This window comes from Noviherbaspirillum pedocola, from assembly GCF_016632335.1.
GTDB lineage: Bacteria > Pseudomonadota > Gammaproteobacteria > Burkholderiales > Burkholderiaceae_D > Noviherbaspirillum_A > Noviherbaspirillum_A pedocola.
Genome location: NZ_JAEPBG010000004.1, coordinates 211,700 through 234,287 on the forward strand (window position 1 = coordinate 211,700; position 22,588 = coordinate 234,287).

At 63.3% G+C, this 22,588-nt stretch carries 13 protein-coding genes; 8 read left to right on the forward strand and 5 right to left on the reverse strand.

The window, feature by feature from the left end:
* The first annotated feature begins 236 nt into the window (after window positions 1-236).
* Complete coding sequence (locus JJB74_RS11930; RefSeq protein ID WP_200592093.1) at window positions 237-377, forward strand: hypothetical protein; 141 nt, start codon at window positions 237-239, stop codon at window positions 375-377.
* A gap of 134 nt (window positions 378-511) precedes the next feature.
* Here JJB74_RS11930 and JJB74_RS11935 read toward each other — a convergent pair whose 3' ends face one another.
* Entirely contained in the window at window positions 512-1,681 is a 1,170-nt protein-coding gene (locus JJB74_RS11935; protein WP_325170122.1) for a formylglycine-generating enzyme family protein, read from the reverse strand.
* 218 nt (window positions 1,682-1,899) lie between these two features.
* Here JJB74_RS11935 and JJB74_RS11940 point away from each other — a divergent pair, with 218 nt between their 5' ends.
* From JJB74_RS11940 to JJB74_RS11970, 7 genes are all read left to right on the forward strand, one after another.
* Entirely contained in the window at window positions 1,900-2,382 is a 483-nt protein-coding gene (locus JJB74_RS11940; protein ID WP_234484121.1) for a DUF4399 domain-containing protein, read from the forward strand.
* A gap of 49 nt (window positions 2,383-2,431) precedes the next feature.
* Window positions 2,432-2,854, forward strand: coding sequence for a DUF4399 domain-containing protein (locus JJB74_RS11945; protein ID WP_200592094.1), 423 nt, complete (start codon window positions 2,432-2,434; stop codon window positions 2,852-2,854).
* A 90-nt stretch (window positions 2,855-2,944) separates the two neighbouring features.
* Window positions 2,945-4,900, forward strand: coding sequence for an HD domain-containing phosphohydrolase (locus JJB74_RS11950; RefSeq protein ID WP_234484122.1), 1,956 nt, complete (start codon window positions 2,945-2,947; stop codon window positions 4,898-4,900).
* Entirely contained in the window at window positions 4,897-6,324 is a 1,428-nt protein-coding gene (locus JJB74_RS11955) for an efflux transporter outer membrane subunit (RefSeq protein ID WP_200592095.1), read from the forward strand. Before JJB74_RS11950 ends, JJB74_RS11955 begins: the two co-directional genes overlap by 4 nt.
* Window positions 6,325-6,334: 10 nt before the next feature.
* Window positions 6,335-8,866, forward strand: coding sequence for an FHA domain-containing protein (locus tag JJB74_RS11960; protein ID WP_200592096.1), 2,532 nt, complete (start codon window positions 6,335-6,337; stop codon window positions 8,864-8,866).
* Window positions 8,823-10,217 carry an HlyD family efflux transporter periplasmic adaptor subunit gene (locus JJB74_RS11965; protein WP_234484123.1) on the forward strand — a complete coding sequence of 465 codons (1,395 nt, stop codon included), beginning with the start codon at window positions 8,823-8,825 and terminating at the stop codon, window positions 10,215-10,217. Before JJB74_RS11960 ends, JJB74_RS11965 begins: the two co-directional genes overlap by 44 nt.
* Window positions 10,218-10,283: 66 nt before the next feature.
* Window positions 10,284-14,354: an ankyrin repeat domain-containing protein gene (locus JJB74_RS11970; protein WP_200592097.1), complete on the forward strand. Its 4,071-nt coding sequence runs from the start codon at window positions 10,284-10,286 to the stop codon at window positions 14,352-14,354.
* Window positions 14,355-14,686: 332 nt separating this feature from the next.
* Here the strand turns inward: JJB74_RS11970 and JJB74_RS11975 are convergent, their stop codons facing one another.
* The 4 genes from JJB74_RS11975 to JJB74_RS11990 all read right to left on the reverse strand — a co-directional run bounded on the left by JJB74_RS11975 (window position 14,687) and on the right by JJB74_RS11990 (window position 22,513).
* Entirely contained in the window at window positions 14,687-17,227 is a 2,541-nt protein-coding gene (locus JJB74_RS11975; protein ID WP_234484124.1) for a serine/threonine-protein kinase, read from the reverse strand.
* Window positions 17,228-17,441: 214 nt separating this feature from the next.
* Window positions 17,442-17,828, reverse strand: coding sequence for a response regulator transcription factor (locus JJB74_RS11980; protein WP_200592099.1), 387 nt, complete (start codon window positions 17,826-17,828; stop codon window positions 17,442-17,444).
* A complete protein-coding gene (locus JJB74_RS11985; RefSeq protein WP_200592100.1) occupies window positions 17,825-19,030 on the reverse strand; it encodes a sigma-54-dependent transcriptional regulator family protein in 1,206 nt (401 codons plus the stop codon). The genes JJB74_RS11980 and JJB74_RS11985 overlap by 4 nt, the downstream gene beginning before the upstream one ends.
* An 18-nt stretch (window positions 19,031-19,048) precedes the next feature.
* Entirely contained in the window at window positions 19,049-22,513 is a 3,465-nt protein-coding gene (locus JJB74_RS11990) for an EAL domain-containing protein (protein ID WP_234484125.1), read from the reverse strand.
* Window positions 22,514-22,588: the final 75 nt, after the last annotated feature.

Below are 22,588 nucleotides of genomic sequence, written 5' to 3' on the forward strand. Positions count from 1 at the left end.
TCCCTGCAGCGGTAGGGTGAGTGCAACCACCCCTGTCAACATGCCGGATGCAAGTGCCTACCGAGCACGTTCTGAATCCCTTGTTCATGAAACGCTTCTGTGGCTTACAAAAAGACACGTCTTTTCTCTGCATAACCACTAACCGTTCGCCCTGAGTAGCCTGCGCAGCAGGCGTATCGAAGGGGCTGACAGAGCGCGTTCACCAGATGAAGACATGCTTTCGGTATGCAGCCGCTATGGTGTCCTTCGATACGCCGCTGCGCGGCTACTCATGCTTCGATATGCCGCACTACGGCTACTCAGCAGAACGGGTTCTTCTTAAAGCATCGGAAAAGCGCAAGATCATTTGCCGCGATGAGTGCCTGGCTGCATGTTGACAGGGGTGGGTGGATGCAACCCACGCGGTCTTCGCCAGATCGACCGGACGCGTGGGTTTCACCCACCCTGCGAACCCTTGGGGCGGTCGATCCGCCAAACCCGATTTGCCCGCCCGAAGGCCGCCTGGTGCGCGCTACCTGATATCCCGCGCCACGCGCAACCCGTTCTGCGACTGCCGCACGCTGGTGTCGTAATGAAAGCGCGTGGTCACCGGCATATAGCTCGCGCCTTCGCGCCACGATCCGCCGCGAATCACATGCGCGCTGCAGAACGATTCATTCCAGCTGTGGCCATCCGTCGGCGCATTCTTGTAAGTGCCGTGCCAGCAGTCGCTGACCCATTCCCAGACGCTGCCGCTCATGTCATGCAGGCCAAAGGCATTGGCCGCAAATGACGCGACCGGCGCCGGCGCCTGCTGTTGCCACGGGTCGCCGCATTCCTTGCAATTGGCCATGCCTGCGCGCATGCCTTCTCCCCACCAGTAGCGGCTGGCACTGCCGCCCCTGGCAGCGAATTCCCATTCGGCTTCGGTCGGCAGACGGTAAGCCTTGCCGGTCTGCGCGGACAGCCATTTCACATAGGCTTGGGCATCGTCCCAGCTGAGGTCGCGCGCGGGCAGATTGCCAGCGTCGCCTGCCACGGACAAGCGCGGGCAGGCATTCGCCGCCACGCAGGCATTCCATTGCTCGATGGTCACCTCGGTCTTGCCGATGGCGAAAGGCCTGGCGATCTCGACCCGATGCGCCGGCTTCTCGCTCGGGTCGCCGCTGTTGCTTCCCATCGTGAAGCTGCCGGCCGGCACGCTGACGAGCGTCGGACAGTTCGCGCAGTCGCGGATCTCTGCAACAGCGGCGGCGGGGCGCTGCTCGGCCTGCGCCGACTGGGCCGATTGCGCGGGTGGCGGCGCGGGCGCCGGCTTGGCCGCAGGCGCGGGACGAGGGTTTTCCGCAGCCGGCTTCGGCGGCCTCTCAGGCTTCTCCAGTCTCTCAGGCTTCTCCAGTCTCTCCGGCTTCTGCGCCGCCGCGCGCAGCCTTTCTATGCGGCTTTTCGCCAGCGGCGCGAAGCGACCCTTCGGATAGGCTTGCAGATAGGCCTCGTAGTCGCTGGCCTGCGTGCTGTCCTTGATCGATTCCCAAAAGGTGAGCTCGTATTGTTCGGCATCGTCTTTGGGCATCACGCCGATACGATGCAGCCGGGCAGCGCCAGGCGCGTCAGGCAATGCAGCGGTGCCGGAAAGGGCAGCGGCCTGCGCATCGGGCAAGGCCGCGAACAGCAGACAGGCAATGGGAAGAAAGGTCCGCACGAGCGCTCCCTTGCATCAGGACAGAACAGGCAGGCGCAGCGTTGCTGCGCGCCCCCGGTCATCGCCCGTCGTCGGCCCTGCGCACACGGAGCTTGCTTTTTCTCAGTGGATGCCGCCACCGCGCGCGTATGTTGTGGCCATACCTGACGGCGCGAAAGCAAGGATTCCGGCGGCAATCCGGCGCATTACGGCCCGCCGACAAAGCTTGGACCTCGATCATGATTGTCTTCAAAACACTGGCAGGCGCTTTGTCTGATGTCAGCATGCGGCGTGGTGCGTTGCGACTCGCATGGATTGCGGCATGGATTACCGTCAGCGGCGCGCCGCCGGCGACAGCGGCTGAGCGCACGCCAGCGCCGGCCAATGCTGTCGAGTACATCATCTGGCCGCCGAATGGCGCAGTCATCGATGGCGGCAGATTCTGGTTGCGCATGGGCCTGCGCAACATGGGCGTGGCGCCCAAGGGGGTCAAGCAGCCCAATGTCGGACATCATCATGTGCTGATCGACACCGAGCTGCCGGCGATGGACCAGCCGATTCCGAGCGACAGGAATCACCTTCATTTCGGCGCCGGCGAAACCGAGGCCCGCATCGAACTGCCGCCGGGCCGGCATACGCTGCAGCTGCTGCTCGGCGACGCCGATCATGTGCCCTTCGACCCGCCGGTGCATTCGGAACGCATCACGATCACGGTGAAGTAGGGCAAGGCAGACGATCCGCACCGCCACGAGGAGCAAACGGGAGCGCAACATGCACAAGCATCACGCCATCGCAGCCGCACTGCTCCTCATCGCGCAGGCTGTTCATGCCAACGGCAAGGCCGCCGCGCCGAATGCGGTGGCCTACATCGGCTGGCCGCAGGATGGCTCGACGGTCGCCGCCGGCAAGCCATTCCGCGTGTGGTTCGGCCTGCGCAACATGGGCGTGGCGCCCAAGGGCGTGGACTATCCCAACACCGGGCACCATCATCTGCTGATCGACACCGATCTGCCGCCGCTGGACCACGAGATTCCATCGGATCGCAATCATTTGCACTTCGGCGCTGGCGAGACCGAGACCATGATCGAATTGCCGCCCGGCAGGCATACGCTGCAGTTGCTGATGGGCGACGACAGGCATATGCCGCATGATCCGCCGGTGTATTCGAAGCGCATCAGCATCACGGTCCGATGAGGGCAACAGAGCACTGGCAATGCGCGGGATTTGACCAATACTGATTCGCACGGCGCAGGCCTGCTGCGCCGTGCGAATGGGACAGCGGAGATGGACACGACAGCCAATCCCGGAAAGACCCGCGGCCAGGACCCGGGCGCATCGTCGGCTTACCTGGAGGCGATGGATGCGCAGGATTCCGAACCGCGCATCGTGCCCGTCCTTGATGAAATGGTCATTGGACGTGACAAGCAGGATTCTCTCGACGCCGCCCGCTACCTGCGCATACCCGAGCACACCGTGAGCCGGCGCCATGCGCGCATGCGTCGCAGCGGCGATGGCTATGTCATTGAAGACCTGCACTCGTTCAACGGCACCTTTGTCAACGGCGAGCGGCTCGCGCCCGGCGATTGGCGCCGCCTGCGCGATGGCGATGAAATCACGCTTGCGTCCAAAGCCTTCGTCTTCCACTCGCTGATCGTGCCGGCTGCACAGAACGCGCCCGGCATCGTGACGCGCTCGGTGGATGCCTCGGACCTGACCCGGCTCGCGCCGCTGCATGAAGTGATGGCTGGCGATACCGACCTGGCGATGCAGAAGCTGCATGCGATGGCGCAGGTCGGCATTGCGCTGGGCGCGGTGACGGATAGGGAAACGCTGATCGAGAAGATCATGAACTTCATCTTCGACCTGTTCCCGCAGGCCGAACGCGCGTTCATGATGCTCGCAAGCGGGGAAGACGCGGCGCCAACGCCGGTGGCGGCCAGAAGGCGCGACGGCGCGCCGCTCGACTGGCAGCAGCTGCGCATCTCGCGCACCATCGTCAACGATGTCGTGCGCAACAAGCGCGCGGTGCTCTCGGTCGATACCCTTGCCGACCGCCATTACGGCGCGCAGGAATCGATCATTGCGCAAGCCCTGCGCAGCGTGATGTGCGTGCCGCTGCTGCTCGAGGGCGAATGCCTGGGGCTGATACAGGTCGACACCTCGTCCGATCCGCAAGCCTTCCGCGAAGAGGACCTGGAGATCCTGACCGGCGTGTGCGCGGAAGCCGCGGTGGCGCTGAAGAATTTCCAGTTGTATTCCGACATTGCGCGCCTGCTCGACGGCTTCGTGCGCGCGTCGGTGCAGGCGATCGAAGAGCGCGACCCGGTAACCGCGGGCCATTCCTTCCGCGTTGCCGGCTATGCCGAGCGGCTGGCGCTCGCGGCGGACCGTGCCGAGATCCCGGCCCTGCGCGACATCCGTTTTTCGCGCGAGCAGATGCGCGAGATCCGTTATGCGGCGCTGCTGCACGACTTCGGCAAGGTCGGCGTGCGCGAGCATGTGCTGCGCAAGGAAAAGAAACTGCATCATGCCGACATGCGCCTCCTGGCGCTGCGCTTTCAGTATGTGAAGGCTTGCCTGGAACGGCAGGCCTGGCGCGACCTGGCGCAGCGCCAGGGGCGGGAAGGCATGGGGCGCGAAGCTTTCCTGCAGGCGAGCGCCGCGTTGGAAGCGGCCCTGATGCAAGAATTCGCGCGGCTCGATGCTTTTCACGAAACGATACAGCGCGCCAACGAGCCGGCGATCTCATCCACCGCTTCCCCGCCCGAACTGGAACAGCTGCGCGCCTGTACCTATGCCGGGCTGGACGGCGGCGAACTGCGCCTGCTCAGCGACGAGGAATACGCGGCGCTGTCGATCGCGAAGGGCTGCCTGACGCCGGATGAGCGCAGGCAGATCGAGAAGCACGTGGTCGATTCTTATTCCTTCCTGATCCTGATTCCGTGGACGCGCGATCTGGCCGGCGTGCCATCGATTGCGCACGGCCATCATGAAAAGCTCGACGGCTCCGGTTATCCGATGGGTTTGCGCGGCAGCGAGATCTGCACGCAGACCCGCATCCTTACCATCGCCGACATCTTCGATGCGCTCACCGCTGGCGACCGGCCGTACAAGAAAGCCATGCCGCTGGAAGCGGCGCTGGACCTGATGGGCCTGGAGTGCCGCGCAGGGCATCTGGATGCGGCACTGTTTTCCGCCTTTGTCGAATCGCGGGCCTGGAACACGCAGGAGGCGCCATGAAGCTTGGGATCAGGACCGGCGCTATCGGCGCGGCCCTTGCCTGCGCCATGCTGGCGGGCTGTGCCGACACCAGCATGCCGGACTACCGCCGTCCCGATGCGCCGATCAAGGCGGCCTGGTCGCAGCAGCCATCGGGGGCCGCGGCGCCGGTCACCGCGGCGCAGGCGATTTCTCCCGACTGGTGGCGCGAATTCCATGATGCCTATCTCGATGGGCTTATCGACAAGGCCATCGCCGGCAACATCGATATCGCCATTCTCGCGGCGCGCATCCGCGTTGCCGGCGCGCAGATCGGCGAAGCGCGCGCGGCAGCGCTGCCCACGCTGGATGCCGGCGCCGGCGCCAGCTTCGAGAAGAGCACGGGGCAAAGCTTCACCAAGCAATTCAATCTTGGCACCCAGGTGAACTGGGACATCGATATCTGGGGCAAGGTCGAGAAGGGCGTGCAGGCGCAGCGGGCGGAATATCAAGCTTCCGAGGCGGACTGGCGCGCCGGTTATCTCAACCTGGTGGCGGACGTGTCGACCACGTATTTCCAGATACTGCAGATCGATGAACAAATCCAGCGGCAGCAGGCGGCGCTGGAGCGCGGTCGCAGCATTCTGTCGACTTATGAAGCGATGCACGCGGCCGGCCTCGTGCCGAGCACACGGGTGCTGCAGCAGCGGGCCGAAATCAACAGCCTCAACACCGGCCTGCTGGAGCTGCGCCGCTCGCGCGAGCTGTCCGGCAATGCGCTGTGCACTCTGCTCGGCGTGCCGGCCGGCGATTTCCGTGTGCCGCCGGGCCAATTGCAGGGCAGAGTGGCTTTGCCGTCGGTGCCCGGCGGCCTGCCATCGGATCTGCTCAAGCGGCGTCCCGACATCGTCGCGTCGGAATACCGGGTGCTGGAGGCCTATCACCTGACCGGCCAGGCCAAGCTGGCCCAGCTGCCATCGGTCAGCCTGACCGGACGCGGCGGCAGTTCCAGCCTGGCCCTGGGCGACTTGCTGCGCGGTTTCACTTTCGGCCTGCTGCCGAGCATCAATTTCCCGATCTTCGATCCGGCTGTGAAAGCCCGCATCAAAACCAGCGAAGCCGAGGGCCAGGTCGCCGAGCAGCAATACCGACGCACCGTCATCGGCGCTTTCGAGGAGGTCGAGAATGCGCTGGTCAATCTCGATGCGCACCGCAAGCAGAAGATCGAGCTGCAGCAGCAGGTCGAGCATCTGCAGACGGTGGAGCAGCAGTTCCAGGGTCAGCTGAAGGAAGGCGTGGTTTCGCAGCTCGATGTGTTCGAGGCGGAGCGCTCGTTGCTGGGCGCGCAGCTCGCGTTGCTGGCCAACCATCAGCAGCTGCTGTCGGACACGGTGACCTTGTACAAGGCGCTCGGCGGCGGCTGGCCGCCGGTGGTGGTCGGCGCAGACGCATCGGGCCGGCCATGAGGAGACCGCCGTGAGTGTCTCTCCGCAGCCGATGCCGCAGCAGGGTCGGGCGCGCGATGCGCCGGCCGCGTTCGCGCTGCTGCTGGAACCGCTGTCGCATCCGGAACTCGGCGAGATACGCATCCAGGACACGCTGTTTCCCATCGGTCGCAATGAAGCGCCTTTCGACGCCTATCCGGCCGAGCTCACGGCCACGCTGTCGCGCCGCCATGCACGCCTCTTCTGTGAAGGCGGCGAGGCCTATGTCGCGGACCTCGGCAGCCGCAACGGCACTACGGTCAATGGCGTGGATGTACGCGAGAAGACCAGCCGTCTGAAGGATGGCGATGAAATTCGCTTCGGCAGCGCATTGGCCTACCGCATCCGGCTGGGCAAGAGTATGGCCGCGCCGGTATCCACGGCGCGCCTGACCGCGCTCACGCTCACGCCCGAGCATGCTGCGCTCGGCTTGCAAACCATCGTCGTCACCGAGTTTCCATTTCTGATCGGGAAATCCGAGCCCGAGTTCGCGCGCTACGGCGAAGCGCATGCACAGCAGCTGGCCTTCCTGTCGCGGCGCCATGCGCATATCTTCCTGCGGCGCGGCATGCCCTGGATTGAAGACCTTGGCAGCACCAACGGCAGCTATATCGATGGCAAGCGGCTGCAGGAGCATGCGGCGCCGATCACGGACGGCACGCGCCTGGCCTTCGGCGGCCAGCATTTCGCGTACATCGCCAGCCTGCAGCGCGAAGCGCTCGCGGTCGACCCGACGCTTACCGGCATCGCGCTGCCTGCGCAAGTCCCGGACGCCGCGCCAGCCGCTGTTGCGCTATCCGATCCGGAAAAGACTACGTTCGTGGCCGCGGCGGGTTCCTTCCTCGACATCTTCTGCGTGACGCCGGCGCAGGATGCGGGCGCGGACAAGGGCATGGATGCCGCTGTACCGGCATCCATGCCTTCCCGGCACGCAAGGGAAGCGCCGCGCAGCATGGCGGCGGCCTGGGTGCGCGCACTCGTCGGAGACAGCGGCCCGTCTCGTGCGCGGATGCTGGCCTGGATAGCTGGGCTTGCGGCTGTAGTGCTCGCACTGGCCGCGACGCTGGCCATGCGCGGTGGCGACGAGAAAAAGGTGCGCGCGCTGCTGGCCGAGGGTAGCTTCGAGCGCGCCGCCGCAGTTGCAAACGCGCATCTGGCAACGCACCCCGACGATTCGGCGATGAAGGCGCTCGATACTGAGGCCGTGTTGAAGGGCGGAGTGCCGCCCTGGCTGGCAGCGCTCAAGGGTGGGCGCGACAAGGAAGTGCGGGAGCTGCAGGAGCACATGGCACAGAGCGCGCGTGGCAACGATGACCTGCGCGCGTTATTGGGCGAACTCGACTGGGTGGCGCGGCTGCGCCGCTACATCGCCGGGCGCGGCGGACTGGAAGCGCCGGTGCGCATCTATGTTGATGAAGCGCCGATGCGCGAGCTGCTGGCATGGTGGGATGCGGATGCGAACGGCCATCAGCGCCAGCTCTCGCGCATCGCTGCCCAGGTGCCAGCCTTTCGCGATACCTATGCCGAAGCGCTCAGTCATGTGCGCCGGCTCAAGAGCGACGATGCGGTCTATGGCGCCGCTATCGAACGTCTCAATGCCGCACTCGAAACCGAGCTGAAGGAAGACCGGCTCGATGCCGTGCCAGCGCTGCTGGATGACTACGCGGAGAAATATCCGCGGCTCGGCGGACTCGAGCGCATCCGCGCCGATCTCGCGCTGTACCGGCAAGCACTGGAAGCCGCGCGCGATCGGCGCGTGGGACTGATGGTCGCGCTGCGCGACAGCGCGCAGTTCGCCACCCCGCCGTTCCGTGACAAGTTCCACGCGCTGGCTGCCGGGCCACGCTTCCCGCCAGCGGAGCTGGCGCAGCAATACCGCGCTGTTGCCGCCAGCTGGCAGGCCGGCAATACGCGCGCGGCGATCGAGCGCCTCGAGGCGATGCGCGGCGGTGCCTGGAGCGATGCGGTGGATGCCGAGATCGCGCGCAAGAAACGCATTGCCGAAGGCTTTGCTGCCCTGCCCAAGGCACGCGGCAGCCCCGGCCAGGAAGAACGGGTACTGGCGTTTTACGATGCGTTGAATCCGTTCGAGGACGGCTGGTTCCTGCAAGCAGCAAGCGACGAGATCGAGCCTTACCGCCGGCAGGCGCAACAGCAGGCGCGCGAACTCATCGAGCGCGCCGAAGCGCAATGGCGTCGCTACCGCGACGGCGGCGGCATCGAAGGGCCGCAGCGCCTGGAGGCCACGGTATCCGATCGCTTCCGCAGCCAGGCACGGCTGCTGGTGGCGGCCAGGGACGATGCGCAGCGCGGCATGCGCCTGTTGCGGCAGGTGCGTGCCGAGCAGCCGTCGCAATCGGCGAGCCTGCAGGAACAGATCGGCGCCGAGCTCGAGCAGCAGCGGCGCGCGTTGCGCGACGCACGAGCAGCGCTCGATCCGGCGGTGTACCGGGCCAAGCTGGCCCTGCTTGGAGGCGAAGATGGCGAAAGAGAAAGCGCAAGAGCTGGCGCAGGACGGTCCTAAGCCACTGGCTGAAGCACTGGAAGACCATAGTGACGAAGGTATCGCGCTGCTCATGGCCGAGTCCTCGCGCCTGGCGCGGGCGACGGTCGTCACCATGCTCGCATTGGTGCTGGCCGGCCTGGCATGGTCCTTCTTCGGTCATGCCGATGTGACGGTCACGGCGCAGGGCGCGCTGACGCCGGAATCCGAAGTGCGGCGGCTGTATGCGCCGGTGGATGGCGAGCTGGCCAATCTGTACATTGCCGAAGGGCAGCCGGTGTCCAGGGGCGACGTGCTTGCGCGCCTGAATGCGCGCGGCGCGATCGAGGCAGCCACCAACGCGCTCGAAGCGCAGCTCAAGCTTGAATCGGCCGAGCGCGAATGGAAGGAGTTCCCGCAGAAAAAGGCCTTGCTTGAGCGGCGCGCGGCCGCGTTGAAGCAGCAGATGGAGTTGGAAGAACATCAGAACGAGCGGCGCATCACCGAAGGCACCGGCAAGCTCGCCGAGACCCAGCGCGCGCAACTGCAGGAAGCGCGCACCAATGTCGAGGATGCGCGGCGCGCGCGCGATGCGGCGAAGGATGAGGCGGACAAGTATGCGCGGCTGTCGGCCTTGCCCGGCGGCGGCGGCGTGGCGCAGCTGCAGGTCGAAAGCAAGAAGAACGCGCTGCAGGCGGCGGACAATGCGCTGCGGGTGGCGCAATCGCGGCTCTCGGAATTGTCGGCGCGGCAGTCGCTCGAACTCGGGCAGGCGCGCACGCAGCTCGAAACCAGCGGCCAGGAACTGGCGCGCCTGCGGCTCGAATACGAAGCCGCGACGCGCGAAGTGGCCAATACCGAGGACAAGCTGCGGCTGCAGGTGCAGACCGCGCGCCTGCTGGCCGATGCGGCGGCGCGCATCCGCTTCGAGAACATCGACAAGGACAACTTCCTGCTCATCGTCGCACCGGTCGATGGCGTGATCACCGACGTCACCACCACCCAGCCCGGCGACAAGGTGCAAGCCAATGCACCGATCGGCGGCATCGCGCCGAAGGAAGCGCGTGTCGTGCTGAAGATCGAAATCAATGAAAGCGACCGCGGCTTTCTGCGCGAAGGGCAGGCGGCCAGGCTGAAGTTCAATGCCTTTCCCTACCAGCGCTATGGCGTGATCAACGGCACGCTGCAATTCATCTCGCCGACCGCCAGGCCGAGCGCGCAATCGAAGAAACCCGTGTACGAAGGCCGCATCACGCTGGACCGCGATTTCTATCAGGTCGGCGACATGCGCTATGCGCTGCGCTACGGCATGGTGGCGAATGCGGAAATCGTAGTGCGCGAGCGGCGACTGATCGACCTGGCGCTGGATCCGTTCCGGCAGGTAGGGGGATGAGCGGCATGCGCCATGCAGGCGTTTTGGTGCGTTTATTGATGTTTTGTTCTTTTGATGGTCGCGCCCATGGTGCGCAAGCAGCGAGCCGGAACTCATCGTGCTGAGCAAGTACACAGGTGGCTCTTCTTCGAACAAGGAAGCATCACCATGAGCCTGAATGCCGCATCGAACCGCAACGGCAAATCAACGAATGCCGGCCCAGATGGTGTGCAGCGCTTACCACTTTCCACTTCGCATCTCCCCCCGGCCGGCAATGCACCCACGCTGGCGGGAACGAACACGGACCGGGTCTCGCTGCTTGCCGGCGCAGATTCCGAGCTGACGAGTGCGCAGCGCACCCGGCTCAATACGCTGCGCGAAGGAGCGCAAGCGCTGCGCTGGCCAGACAACGATCCGGACGCCGCCGCAACTGTCGATGTGCCGGCCTACTTCCGCAGTGTGAAAACCAGCGCGGCGCAGCTGCATGAGATCGGACAGACGCATCCGGCGTCGCCGCAGCTTGCGAGCTGGATCAAGGCATTCGAAGGGGCGCTGGGACGCCTCAACGCCGCGCTGCGCCGGGGTGCAGACAAGGGCGGGCTCGATGCGGTTGCATTCGATACCGAAGCGCTCAGGGACATCTTCGGCGCGCTCTCCGCATTCGCAGATCCGGCCAGGGCATCACTGTTCAACCGCCAGCAGCGCCGCGCCTTGCAGCCGCTGTTGCAAAACCTGACGACGACGCTGCTGCAGGCAGCGGCAAAAGGCTTTGCCTCGTCGGCGACTGTTGCGGAACATCTGCCGCTGCTGAACTGGATCTGCCGTGGCGTAAAGAAGGGCTTGCTGAAGCCGGACGACGGTATCGCCAAGGTGTTTGAAGGAGCACTGAATGGCCTGGTTGGCTGGGTAGGCGCCGACGACCAGGATGCGCAGGCCTATCAGATCGGCGAATGCGCGGCGATTCTGAAAGACGTTATCGAGTATGACCTGCTGGCGCTGAAGGCAAAGGGTGAGGCGGGGGCTGAAGTCTCGCACAAGCTGAAGCAATGCATGGAAGAACTGTGCGGCGCGCATAGCTACGCGGTGCTGGAGAAAGCGCCGGTCAACGGCGTGTCGGTAATGAACGTGTGCAATCTGGTCAAGGAACTGATCGGAACGCAAGCGTTGAGCATCGACGAGCTGCAGCGAAATGGTCAGTTGCAGCGCTTGCTGACGCTGATCGAGGAGATACCGAACGAGCAGATGAGCGGTGGGGATGGCCGGGTGTTATCGAATGCCGGCAACTTCCTGCGCCTGTTGATGCGACGCGCTTCGGAAGGACCTGTCGGGGACAAAGAACTGCACGAGAGGGTGTCGAAGGTTGCGAGACGGGTGCTGGCGGCGCTGAATGCCGAGGGATTCGGCAAGGGCCGCAGGAATGCGCAATCGCTGGCGAACCTGGTGTCGTTCATGCAGGACTGTCACGAGCATCTGTTGCCGGCCTGCGGCGACGAGGTTATGCGCAAGAGTTTTGCCCGTGCGCTGGACAAGCTACTGGCGAAGCTCGTGGCGGGCGGCGCAGCAGCATTCAGCGATGGGCGCACCATCGATGGCTTGCTGTTGGCGCTGGCCTATCTGCAAGAGCAAGGCTTGTGCATAGGCACAGCGGGGCTGGAAGAACTGCGCGAAGACTTGCTCGACAAGCAGAACGGCGTGGAACGCGCAAGGCCCGCAACGCCGGTGCTGTTGAGCGGGCTGGGTGCGCAATTGCCGTCGGTGACGACACCGCCGAAGCTGACGCTGAACCAAGAGACAGAGCAGACCAAGGCGGATGAGCCGCGCAAGCGTATCCCTGGAGAAGGCGCGATCGTTGCGCAGCCGAGACTGATGGAGCCTGCGCGCAGCGGCCCGAGCACGAGTTATCTGCGCCCGACCGTGGGCCGGGGCAAGTTCGCGCATGCCCGTAGCGCCAAGACGGATGCGTTCAGTCTTGCGGCGCATGACGCGCTCGCGGAAACGGTCAATGCGGACGATATCGATTCGGATGATGAACAACAAGACCTTACCGAGGCGCTTCCCAAGACGCCGAGCAAGGACATTGCGGTTGCCAATTCCAGCGTAAAGCCGCAGGCGCCAGCAGGCGTTGTCGACGTGGAAGCGCTGGTTGCCGCGCTGCGCGCTGGTCAGCCGCAACAGACCGAACAAGTGATGCAGCAACTCAGGAGCTTGCCGCAAAGGCGGCTGCCGGCACTACCGGAAGCGTTTCTCCTCGAGCTGGACAGCGAAGCCTTTCTGTCGGACAAGATGCGCTTCAAGGCATGCAATACCTATCTGTCCAACCTGAGCAAACAGGACAGGCAGAATGCGATTGAATGTTTCACAAAGCATCCACCAACATCGTCGACATTGCGCGAGCTGTTGATCAGGCACGGCATTGTCAAGGCATCCGAAAGCCAGCATGCGCGGAACAGCGGCTCAGTCGCAGTCGGAGGGACGCCTGAGCATAGTGCAATCGATCCGCCGGCAACTGCGCATCGCTCGAGCCAGGCTAAGCCTGCCGCTGCCAGCTCACCGCAGACATCGGCGGAGCATCGCAAACAGGGGGGGCGCGCCAAGGCTGGGGGCGACACCGTGATCAGGGACGCCGCCGACGTTGGCCACAACTCCAAGGTGCGCGTGAAAATGCAAGTATTCAATGGTGCCGAGCTGGACGATATGAACGCGCTTATCGATGCGGCGCCATCTGAGATCCCGACAAGATTGCGTGCAAGGATAAAACAGGGGATGGATCTCAATGCTCCAACGGTCATTGGAATGACCCCACTGATGGCTGCTGCACAAGCTGGCGCCACGGAACTGGTGTCGGCAATGATTAAGGAGGGAGCGGATGTCAATGTTCACACGTTGAATAACCAAAACGCGCTGATGTGTGCTGCATCGTTTGGCCACACGGCCACGGTACGGGAGCTGGTGCGTGCGGGTGCAAAGATCGATGCTGTAGATGCCAATGGCGTAACCGCACTAATGTTGGCTCTGGCAGCGGGGCACATTGAAACGGTACAGGCATTGGCAAGCCTGGGTGCAAACGTCGATGCCGCAGCCCTGGGGGGAGAAACTTCGCTCATGCGCGTTATAGAAATGGGTCGCATGTCGTCGGTGCGGACATTGATTGACTTGGGTGCAAACGTCAATGCCGCAGCCCCCGGCGGCGCTACCGCGCTGATGCTTGCTGTACGCAAGGGCCTCATGGCTATTTTCCGTGCGTTGCTGCAAGCGGACGCAGATGTTAATGCCGTGGACGCTGCCAACGTTAACCCATTGATGATCGCCGCCGCGAAGGGTCGTTCGGACATGGTGTGGGAGTTGGCGCGGGCGGGCGCAGATGTCAATGCTACGACGCCGAATGGCGTAACCGCAGTGATGTTCGCTGCGGAAAAGGGGCACACGGCGACAGTAGAGGCACTGAAGGAGTTGGGAGCAAATCTCAATGCCAGGACACTCGAAGGCACAACTGCAATGATGCGCGCTGCAATGGCGGGGGACACGGCTATGGTGCAGACGCTGGCGCATGCAGGCGCAGATGTCGATGCTGCACGGCCCAATGGCATAACTGCACTGATATTCGCAGCAGATAAGGGCCACACAGCAACGGTGAAGGCGCTGAAGAAATTGGGCGCAAATGTCAATGCCGCAGCCTCAGACGGACTTACTGCGCTGATGCAAGCTGCGAAGACAGGCAAAACGGCTATGGCGTCGTTATTGATCGAGCTGAAGGCTGATGTGAATGCCCATATGACATTTGGCACAACTGCGCTGATGTTCGCCGCCGCTAGGGGCGACACCGCCATGGTGCGGGCGCTGGCGAAAGCAGGCGCAAATGTCAATGCCGCGATGACAGACGGCGTAATAGCGTTGATGCTCGCTGTACTGAAAGGTCATACGACCACAGTGCAAGCGCTGGTGAAGTTGAAAGCGAATGTGAATGCTGCAATGGTCGAGGGCACAACCGCATTGATGATGGCTGCGGAGAACGGCGACACGTCCATGGTAAAGGCGCTGTTACTTGCAGGAGCCCGGCTGGATATGGTCGACATCAACGGCCAAACCGCGCTGAGTATGGCAAAGGAAGGCGGACACGGCGAAGTGGTCAAGTTATTGCAGGCGCGTCAAAAGAGCTGAGCTCGAGACCGGCATGGATTCGCGCTGAAGGCGGCGTGAGTCCCATCAAGGACGTTATCAAGCCCCTGTCAATCGGTACGAACGAAGGCGCCGATGCTGCTGGCGCCGAGACATCCGGCGAAACAAAACGAAAGCATTGAGCGTGAGACGCGGCCGACTGGAGACGGTGTACTGCATGTACTACGCTCCCGTAGCCGGTCATTCGGAAACGGTACTAGCTGTCCTGCGTGGCCGACCGTCTCACGGCATATCTTTCAGCCGACGGTGCGCGGCACGTGTTCCTTGCGTAGCAGACCGCTGCCATGGGTCAATCCGGATCATGGGACTGGCGTTCAGCGCGCCAGCGGCCTGGCATCGTCTCCGGACGCCATGCCGCCGTTTTCGGTCTTCACGCCGTCGCGGAATTCGCCTTCCCAGGCGCCGCCGGATGCCCAGGCATAGCGGCCGTGGCCATGGCTCTTGCCCATGCGCCAGGCGCCGCTGTAGATATCGCCGTTGGCGAAGCGGTTGGTCCCGCTCCCATCCGGCAGGCCGTTCCTGACGTCGCCGGAATAGCGGTCGCCATTGCTGAAGTCGATGACGCCTACGCCATGCGGCACGCCATCCCGCATCTCTCCTTCATAGCGGTTGCCGTTGGCGAACTGCATCGTGCCCTTGCCGTTAGGCAGTCCGCGCGCCCAGTCGCCCCTGTAACGCTGGCCATTGGCCCAGATGAATTCGCCCTTGCCTTGCCGCACGCCTTGCGCCAGCGTGCCTTCGAAGCGGTCGCCATTGTCCCAGACGATGCGGCCGCGGCCGGAGACGGCGCCGGTGACCGGGTCCGTCGTGAAGTTGCCCGTCATGGTCTGGCCTGGCAGCTTGAGCACCCTGCCTTCGCTGCTCATCGTTTCGCTTGCCCGCTGCGGTTCGCGTGCCTTATCAGGCTCGGGTTTTTGCGCAGCCTGATAAGGCGCTTTTTCCGCCGGCCCGGCCGGCGCAGTGCGCTCCTGTGCTGCTGGCGCTTCGGTCCTGGCGGCGTCGCTGGCCGGCGCGTCTGGCGATGCCTGCGGCATTGCTTGCGCGATGCGCGGTGTCGAGGCTTGCCCCGCGGTCTGTGTCGGCGGCGTCGTTTGTGGTGGTGGCGTCGCCGGTGTCGCGGATGGGACTCGGGCCGTTGGCCCCGCAATCGATGGCGTAGCGGGGAGTCCGTAGCCCTGCTGCGGAGCCGCTGGAGCCGCATTGCGCGCGGTGCTGGATGTGTTGGCTTCGCTGGTGGAGGCGCCCGGCGCTTTTGATGCGGCGGATGCGTGCGACTCTTCCGCGTGCCTGAGCCGCGCCAGACTGGCCCGCGCTTCATCCGCATGGCGACTGGTTGGATACCTGCTCAGGAAGGACTCATAGACCAGTGGTTTGTCGATGTTGCGTACCGCTGCCCACAATTCCTCTTCGCGACGCTGCGTCTCCCCAGCCGATGGATGCTCGCGCTTTTCCGGGTTGGCGATGCCCGGCGCCGCGGCAGCGGCGCTTGCTTCGGGCTTTGTGGCGGCCGGCGTCTGGCCCAAGGCAGCGGTGCTTCCGGTCGATGGCGCGACCGGTTCGCTGTGCCGGGTCACTTCCTGCGGCGCGGATGCGGCCTTGCCGGGATGCCGGACCGCGAGACGAAAGCCGCCGTAGAGCGCAGCAGCAACGATGAGCACCAGCATGGCCTCGATGGTGCTGCGCCTGCCCAGGGTGCGTGGCGCGTGCGCGGCAAGCCATTGCCGCAGCCGCTCGATCACGCGGTGGCGCGCGCCATATGGTCTTCGCCATTGAGCTGCCCGCCGTTCCGGCGCGCTTGCGGTGCCCTCGCGGCGGAAGGCTTCAGGCCTGGCCGCGCTTGCCATCGGTTCCGTGCGCGTGGCCTCGTCCACGCTCGGCATGGCTTCGGGAATGCTTTCGTCGATGCCGAGCGCGCTGCGGAATTGCGCCACCGAGCGGATGCGCAGCTCGGGCCGCACAGCCAGCGCATGGTCCAGCGTGGCCAGGAAGCTGTCGCGGTAGCGTCCCTTGCCGGCCTGGCGCGCCGGCAGCATGTCGTCCTGCACGATGCGCGCTACCGCCGGTGGCGGCGGCTTGCGCGTGATCAGGTAATACACCACCGCGGCCAGCGCATACACATCGGTCCAGGGCCCCTGCTGCATGCCCGGGGTTTCCATGTACTGCTCGATGGGCGCATAGCCGGGCTTGAGTATCGCGGTCGGCATGTGCGTGAGGTCGCCGAGCACCTGCCGCGCCGCGCCGAAATCGAGCAGCACCGGGCGGCCATCCTCGAGCAGCATGATGTTGTCCGGCGCAATGTCGCGGTGATAGCAATGCGCCGCATGGATCAGGCTGATCGCGTCGAGCAGATAGGCGAGAAAGGCGCGTATCCATTCTTCGGTCGGTGTGATTTGCCCGCTTCGAATGGCTTGCTTCAGGGTCACGCCTTCATAGAAGGGCATGGCCATGTAGGCGGTGCCATTGGCTTCCCAGAAACGGTAGACCTTCAGCAATGCCGGATGATCGAAGCGCGCCAGCAGCCGCGCTTCATTGAGGAAGCTGCGCATGCCGACCCGGAACAGTTCCGCTTCGCGCGGGGAAGTGGCCAGCACATTGCCGTTCGAGGAGCGCAGCGCGAAGCTCGTGGGCATGTATTCCTTGACCGCGACATGGCGTTCGAGAAAATGGTCCTGGGCCAGATAGACGATGCCGAAGCCGCCGATGCCGATGACTTTCAGAATTTCGAATTCGCCGAGCCGCGCCCCTGGCGGCAACGGATTGCCATCGTCAGTCGCCACGCGTTGTGCAGCGGCAGGATCGCCGGGCAGCGCGGGCAGGATCACCGTGCGATTCGGCTCGGGTGGGGTCGCGTTCATGTCGAAAGGCTTGCGCATCGCTGAGCCACAGGGGCCTTACCTTACAACGGTCCGCGAAGCGGCGCTATACCGCACGGTGAAAACGCGCCGGCGGCACGGTAAAAAGCGTTGATGCCGGCCGCCAACCCAAGCAGGACGAACGCGCCGGTTACCAGCCTGGCTCGCGGGCTTTGGCGCGAATTCGAACGCTCGCAAGCGCTGGTGCGTCAGACTTTCAGCATCCGCCTTGCAATGCCTGGTTCAGAAGAGTAATCAGGTCATTGATCCCGAATGGCTTCTGAAGATAGCAATTCACGCTGACGGAAAGGGCCAGTGCGCTGATTTCACGGGCTGCCGAGATGAATACCACGGGCGTGTGGATGCCCCTGTCCCGCATATGCAGTATCACTTCGGTTCCCGTCAGGCCGGGCATTCTCTGGTCGAGTATGATCACGTCCGGCTTGTATGCGCGAGCGAAGTCGAGCGCCTCCTCACCGTCCTGCGCCTGCCACACTTGCCATCCTTCCATTTCGATGAATTCGGCAACGGCCTGCCTGAAATCCTTGTCGTCATCTGCCACCAGCACACTTGCCTTAGCCAAATCGGCCTCCGTGGAAATCAATGCTTATCGATAACAAAGCTGCCGATACGCAGGGAATCGAACTGCCGCGGCTTCTGGTCGATCGCAACTATCACATCGGGCGCCGTCGAGAAACGGATGGTGCCGAGTGCAAGCTGCTCATCGTTTGCGACATCGATTCGCAGCGTCGAACGTGCAGGAGATGATTCGAAAGCCCGCAGAAACGCCCTGAAGAGCGTTCTCTGCAGCTCGCGCCTGTCGACATGCACAGGCACCGGCTCTGTACCGTGCACGACGACATCGAGGCCGCGCACCGCCGCTTCCGTCGCAAGCAGCGCCGCCATTTCCCGGGCATGCTGCGCCAGATCGTGGCGCCGCGGTTCTTCGGTTCCGGCCGACGCGATTTCCCGCCATAGCTGCGACTGCATGCGAAAACGGGTGATCAGCTGGTTCGCGACTTCAACCAGCTGCGTGACCTCGGCATGGCGATTGGCGCGAACGAGGCGGATGGCCTTTTCCAGGCGCAATCGCGCGGCGCCGTGCATTTGCACCATGTCCTGTTGTATGCGGTCGAGCAGGGCGTCATTCGTTTCCCCTCCGAGCATCTGCTGCAGTTCCATCGACAGTTGGCGGCGAATCAGCTCTGCCTCGATGCCGTGAGCTGCGCAATAGAGAATCTCGCGGATCCGGTGAGAGGCTTCAACGCGCCGCACGGATGTGCTCAGTACGCCGGCGATCTCTCCATTCGGTCCGGTCAAGGGCAGTCCCTGGCAGGTGAACGGGTGAAATCCCTCGATGAAATGTTCGGACCCGACGAGTTCGATATATCCGCCCTCGGCCAGCGGGCTTCCTATTCCATTCGCGCCAGCCTGCTGTTCGGCGAGCAATGCCCCCGGCCCTGGTACACGCTGCCGACCACTGACGCTTTCCTCGTCGCCCAATACATCGATGACGACGGCGTTCCGGTCGCCCAGCATGGCCGCATGGCGTTCGTCCCCGGCGGCCTGCGACAGTGCCTGCATGTACGGCTTGGCCGCCTGGATCAGGTTGCCTTCGCGCTCAAAGAGTTCTTTCGCCTGGGCCGAGGTGAGTTCCCTGGCCTGCATGATGAAGGGGCTGGCGCCGACCTGGTCGCAACGCTGCCACGCGCGCTGGATCGACTCCCGCAGCACATCGCGCGGAATTTTCCTTGTATAGACGTAGTGGTTCCAGACATTCTTGGTCGAGTGCTGGTCAGTTTGCATACGTTCTCCCGCGGCGACTCACTGGCTGTGCCCGGTGTTATTCATACCCTGTGCAGGCGTGGAGGCGGCGGGCGTGTTCATCGTGCACCATTCGAAGAATGCATTTCCGATCATCGGACGTCCGATGAAATAGCCTTGCGCCTGATGACAACGCTTTTCGCGGAGAAAGGCGAGGTCCTGCTGCGTTTCAACGCCTTCCGCAACGATTTCCAGATTCAAGGTGTGCCCCAATGCGATGATCGCTTCGACGATGGGAGGGCCGGCTCCGCCGCCTTCGATGCCTTTCACGAAGGAGCGATCGATTTTCAGCTTGTCCAGCGGGAGCCGGGCGAGCTGGCTCAGACTGGAATAGCCGGTGCCGAAATCGTCCAGGGCGACCGAGAGCCCGACCTCCCGCAATATCGAGAAGGTCTTCACCGACTCATCGATGTCCTTGATCAGGGCGCTTTCCGTCAGTTCCAGGGAGATGAGACCGGGATTGACGCCGGATTCACGCAGGATGTTCAGAAGCGACGGAAGGAAACCCTGATGGCGGAACTGGATCGGTGAAACGTTGATCGCGACGGTAATGGCGGGAAGACCGTCCGCCTGCCATTGCACGACCTGCTTGCATACCTCTCCGAATACCCAGCGGCCCAGGGACTGGATGACGCCGACCGACTCGGCAATCGGGATGAACAGCTCGGGTCCGATGGGATCGCCATCGGGCTGTGGCCATCGCAGCAATGCTTCGGCGCCGCGTACGCTGCCGGTATGCGTATCGACGATGGGCTGGTAGACGAGCTGAAAGCCTTGGCCTTCCACGCCGCGGCGCAAGCGTTGCTCGATGGACAGCGTCCGGCGTTCCAGAGGCGTCGGTGCGCCTGTATAGAAATGGAAATTGTTCCTGCCGGCTTCCTTGGCCTGGTACATCGCCATGTCGGCATGCTGGATCAGCGCGTCGAGAGACTGTCCATCCTGCGGGAACAGGCTGATGCCGATGCTCGGCGCACAGTACAGCTCGCGCTCGCCCACCCGGTACGGCTTCTTGAGTTCTTCGAGCAGATGGTCCGCGGCGCGCCCGGCGTCCGAGGCTTCCGAGAGGTCCGCCAATACCGCCAGGAATTCATCACCCGCCAGGCGCCCCACCATGTCCTCGGCGCGCGACGAGCTGCGCAGTCTCGCCGCTACCTGCTGCAGCAACTGGTCTCCGATTCCGTGTCCGAAACTGTCGTTGATCGACTTGAAGCGGTCGAGGTCGATGAACAGCACCGCCAGCATCTTTCTGGAGCGCCGGGTAGCGGCCAGCAACTTTTCGCCAAACTCGATCAGGCATGCGCGATTCGGTAGGCCGGTGAGCGCGTCATGATGCGCCAGGTGGCGAAAGCGTGACTCCGCTTCCTTGCGTTCGGTGATGTCGCTCGCGAGCATCACGATCCCCTCGGGGGACGGGAATATGCCGACATGCCAGCAGCGGCCGCCACGTTCGAGCTCTACCTGCGCACTTTCACGCCTGGCCATGGTTCGCTGCAGCGCCGATCTCAGCGCTTCTTCCATGTTTACCGGGAAAAACTGGGAGAGCGGCTTCTGCATCAGCGCATCGTCGTTCGTGCCGAGCCAGCTTGCCGCCCGGCCGTTCGCAAAAGTAATGCGCCACTGGCGGTCCACCGCGATGAACGCTTCGCTGACACTGTCCAGCACCATGCGCATGCGCATGCGTGCGGCTTCGGCTTCGGCGCGCAGCGTGCGTTCCTGCCGGCTGCGTTCGGCCTGATCGACCAGGATGCTTACGCGGGCCAGCAATTCGCGCGCGCTGAATGGTTTCACCAGGAAATCGTCAGCGCCAGCCTCCAGCGCATGGCTTCTCTGTTCATCGTCCGCTTTCCCGGATACCAGGATGATGGGAAGCGCGGAAACCAGCGGGTCGGTTCGTATGGCACGGACGAGGTCGAGTCCACCCATGCCTGCCATCAGAAGATCAGTGACCAATACGTCGGGTGGCCGCTCGTAAATACTTTCCAGCGCACGCGCGCCGTCGGTCGCGGTTTCGGTGCTGAAGCGTTCTCCCAGCAGGCGGGCGATGTAATGGCCAAGCTCGGCATTGTCGTCAACCACGAGAACGCGCGCTCTCTTCTGCAGCGATGGCGAAGTGTCCGGGAAGGGAAGGCTGACTGCTTCCTGCTCAAGAATCCATTCCTGCGCTTCAAGAGCATGATCGTTCTTCCGCCTGGGGTGGCTTTCCTTTTCGCCTTCGACAATGGCTGCTGGCGGAAGATGAGCTCGCCCCAAGGGTATTTCAACGCAAAATACGCTTCCTGCGCCGAGTTTGCTCTTCAATTTGACTTCGCCGCCGTGCAGCCGCGCGAATTCTTTGACCAGGGCAAGGCCTATTCCCGTACCTTGTTCACCATTGGAAGGTGCCCCGCGCGCGCGGTAGAAACGGTCGAATACTTTTGGTATATCGGCATCGGGAATACCGCTTCCCGTATCCCGGACCGAAAAATGAACACGTCCTTCTTTTTCGACAAGCGTGACTTCGATTTCTCCGTCGGAGGTGAATTTGACTGCATTGGATAGCAGATTCAGAACAATCTTTTCCCACAATTCATGGTCGACGAAAACCGCTTGATCGAGCGGTTCGCAATTGACCCGCAATTTCAGGCCAATCTGTTCCACCGCGGTCCGAAACTGATTTGCCAGCTCGGCGGTGAACGAGGCCAGATCGGTAGGCTGGAACGTCGCCGTGATGTGTCCCGAGTCGGCGCGCGCCAGCTCGAGCAGGCTGTTGACCAGCCGCAGCATGCGCCCGGCGTTGCGCCGGGCGCTGGCCACAGCTTTCTGCTGACCCTGGTCGCCATTGGACGCAGCGGAGCGCTGCAGCTGTTCCAGCGACCACATCAGCAGCGTCAGCGGCGTACGGAGCTCATGACTGACATCGTTGAAGAAATCCGTCCTGGCTTTGTCGAGTTGTTCCAGCGAAGCGTTCGCCTCGCGCAGCAGCGCATTTGCGGAATCGATCTCGCGCCCGCGTTGAAATAATTCAGTTGCCAATGCATGCGTCTGCGCATCGATCAAGCCCCGTGGCAGCTTTTCGATCAAGGCTGTTACGTCCTCGACGCGATGGATGATGGAGACGACTTCACCATAGGCGTCGAGCACCGGAACGTTTACCGGGCTCCAATGGCGCACTTCGAAACTGCCGCCAGGCAGGGGAATATCGTATCGCTGGAGCGGCATGGTGTCGGCGTGCTTTGTAGCCAGAACGCGTTCGAGAGAGGCTCGCAGGCGCGCTGTCCCGGTGCTGGACGGGTCTTCCGGATTTGCCGGAAAAACGTCGAATATGTTTTTGCCGCGAACCGCGTTCTCTTCAATGAATGTCGCCGCGCGATATGCGGCGTTAGATGTGACGATGCTGAAATCGGGGGCAAGAATCAGGCACGGCGAAGGCAAGAACTCAAAGATTTTATAGAAATCCAAATCTGGCGCTTGATCCGAATAAGCCATAAGTCACACGTAGTGTTCCTTAAAGGAACATAGACATTGCGAATGTTACCTTTGGTTCAAATTGAATGCGGTTAT

Excerpts from the sequence above, each read along its gene's own strand:
- JJB74_RS11930 (WP_200592093.1), top strand. The coding sequence starts at position 237 with ATGGTGTCCTTCGATACGCCGCTGCGCGGCTACTCATGCTTCGATATG.
- JJB74_RS11940 (WP_234484121.1), top strand. The coding sequence starts at position 1,900 with ATGATTGTCTTCAAAACACTGGCAGGCGCTTTGTCTGATGTCAGCATG.
- JJB74_RS11945 (WP_200592094.1), top strand. The coding sequence starts at position 2,432 with ATGCACAAGCATCACGCCATCGCAGCCGCACTGCTCCTCATCGCGCAG.
- JJB74_RS11950 (WP_234484122.1), top strand. The coding sequence starts at position 2,945 with ATGGACACGACAGCCAATCCCGGAAAGACCCGCGGCCAGGACCCGGGC.
- JJB74_RS11955 (WP_200592095.1), top strand. The coding sequence starts at position 4,897 with ATGAAGCTTGGGATCAGGACCGGCGCTATCGGCGCGGCCCTTGCCTGC.
- JJB74_RS11965 (WP_234484123.1), top strand. The coding sequence starts at position 8,823 with ATGGCGAAAGAGAAAGCGCAAGAGCTGGCGCAGGACGGTCCTAAGCCA.
- JJB74_RS11970 (WP_200592097.1), top strand. The coding sequence starts at position 10,284 with ATGGTGCGCAAGCAGCGAGCCGGAACTCATCGTGCTGAGCAAGTACAC.
- JJB74_RS11975 (WP_234484124.1), bottom strand. The coding sequence starts at position 17,227 with ATGAACGCGACCCCACCCGAGCCGAATCGCACGGTGATCCTGCCCGCG.
- JJB74_RS11985 (WP_200592100.1), bottom strand. The coding sequence starts at position 19,030 with ATGCAAACTGACCAGCACTCGACCAAGAATGTCTGGAACCACTACGTC.
- JJB74_RS11990 (WP_234484125.1), bottom strand. The coding sequence starts at position 22,513 with ATGGCTTATTCGGATCAAGCGCCAGATTTGGATTTCTATAAAATCTTT.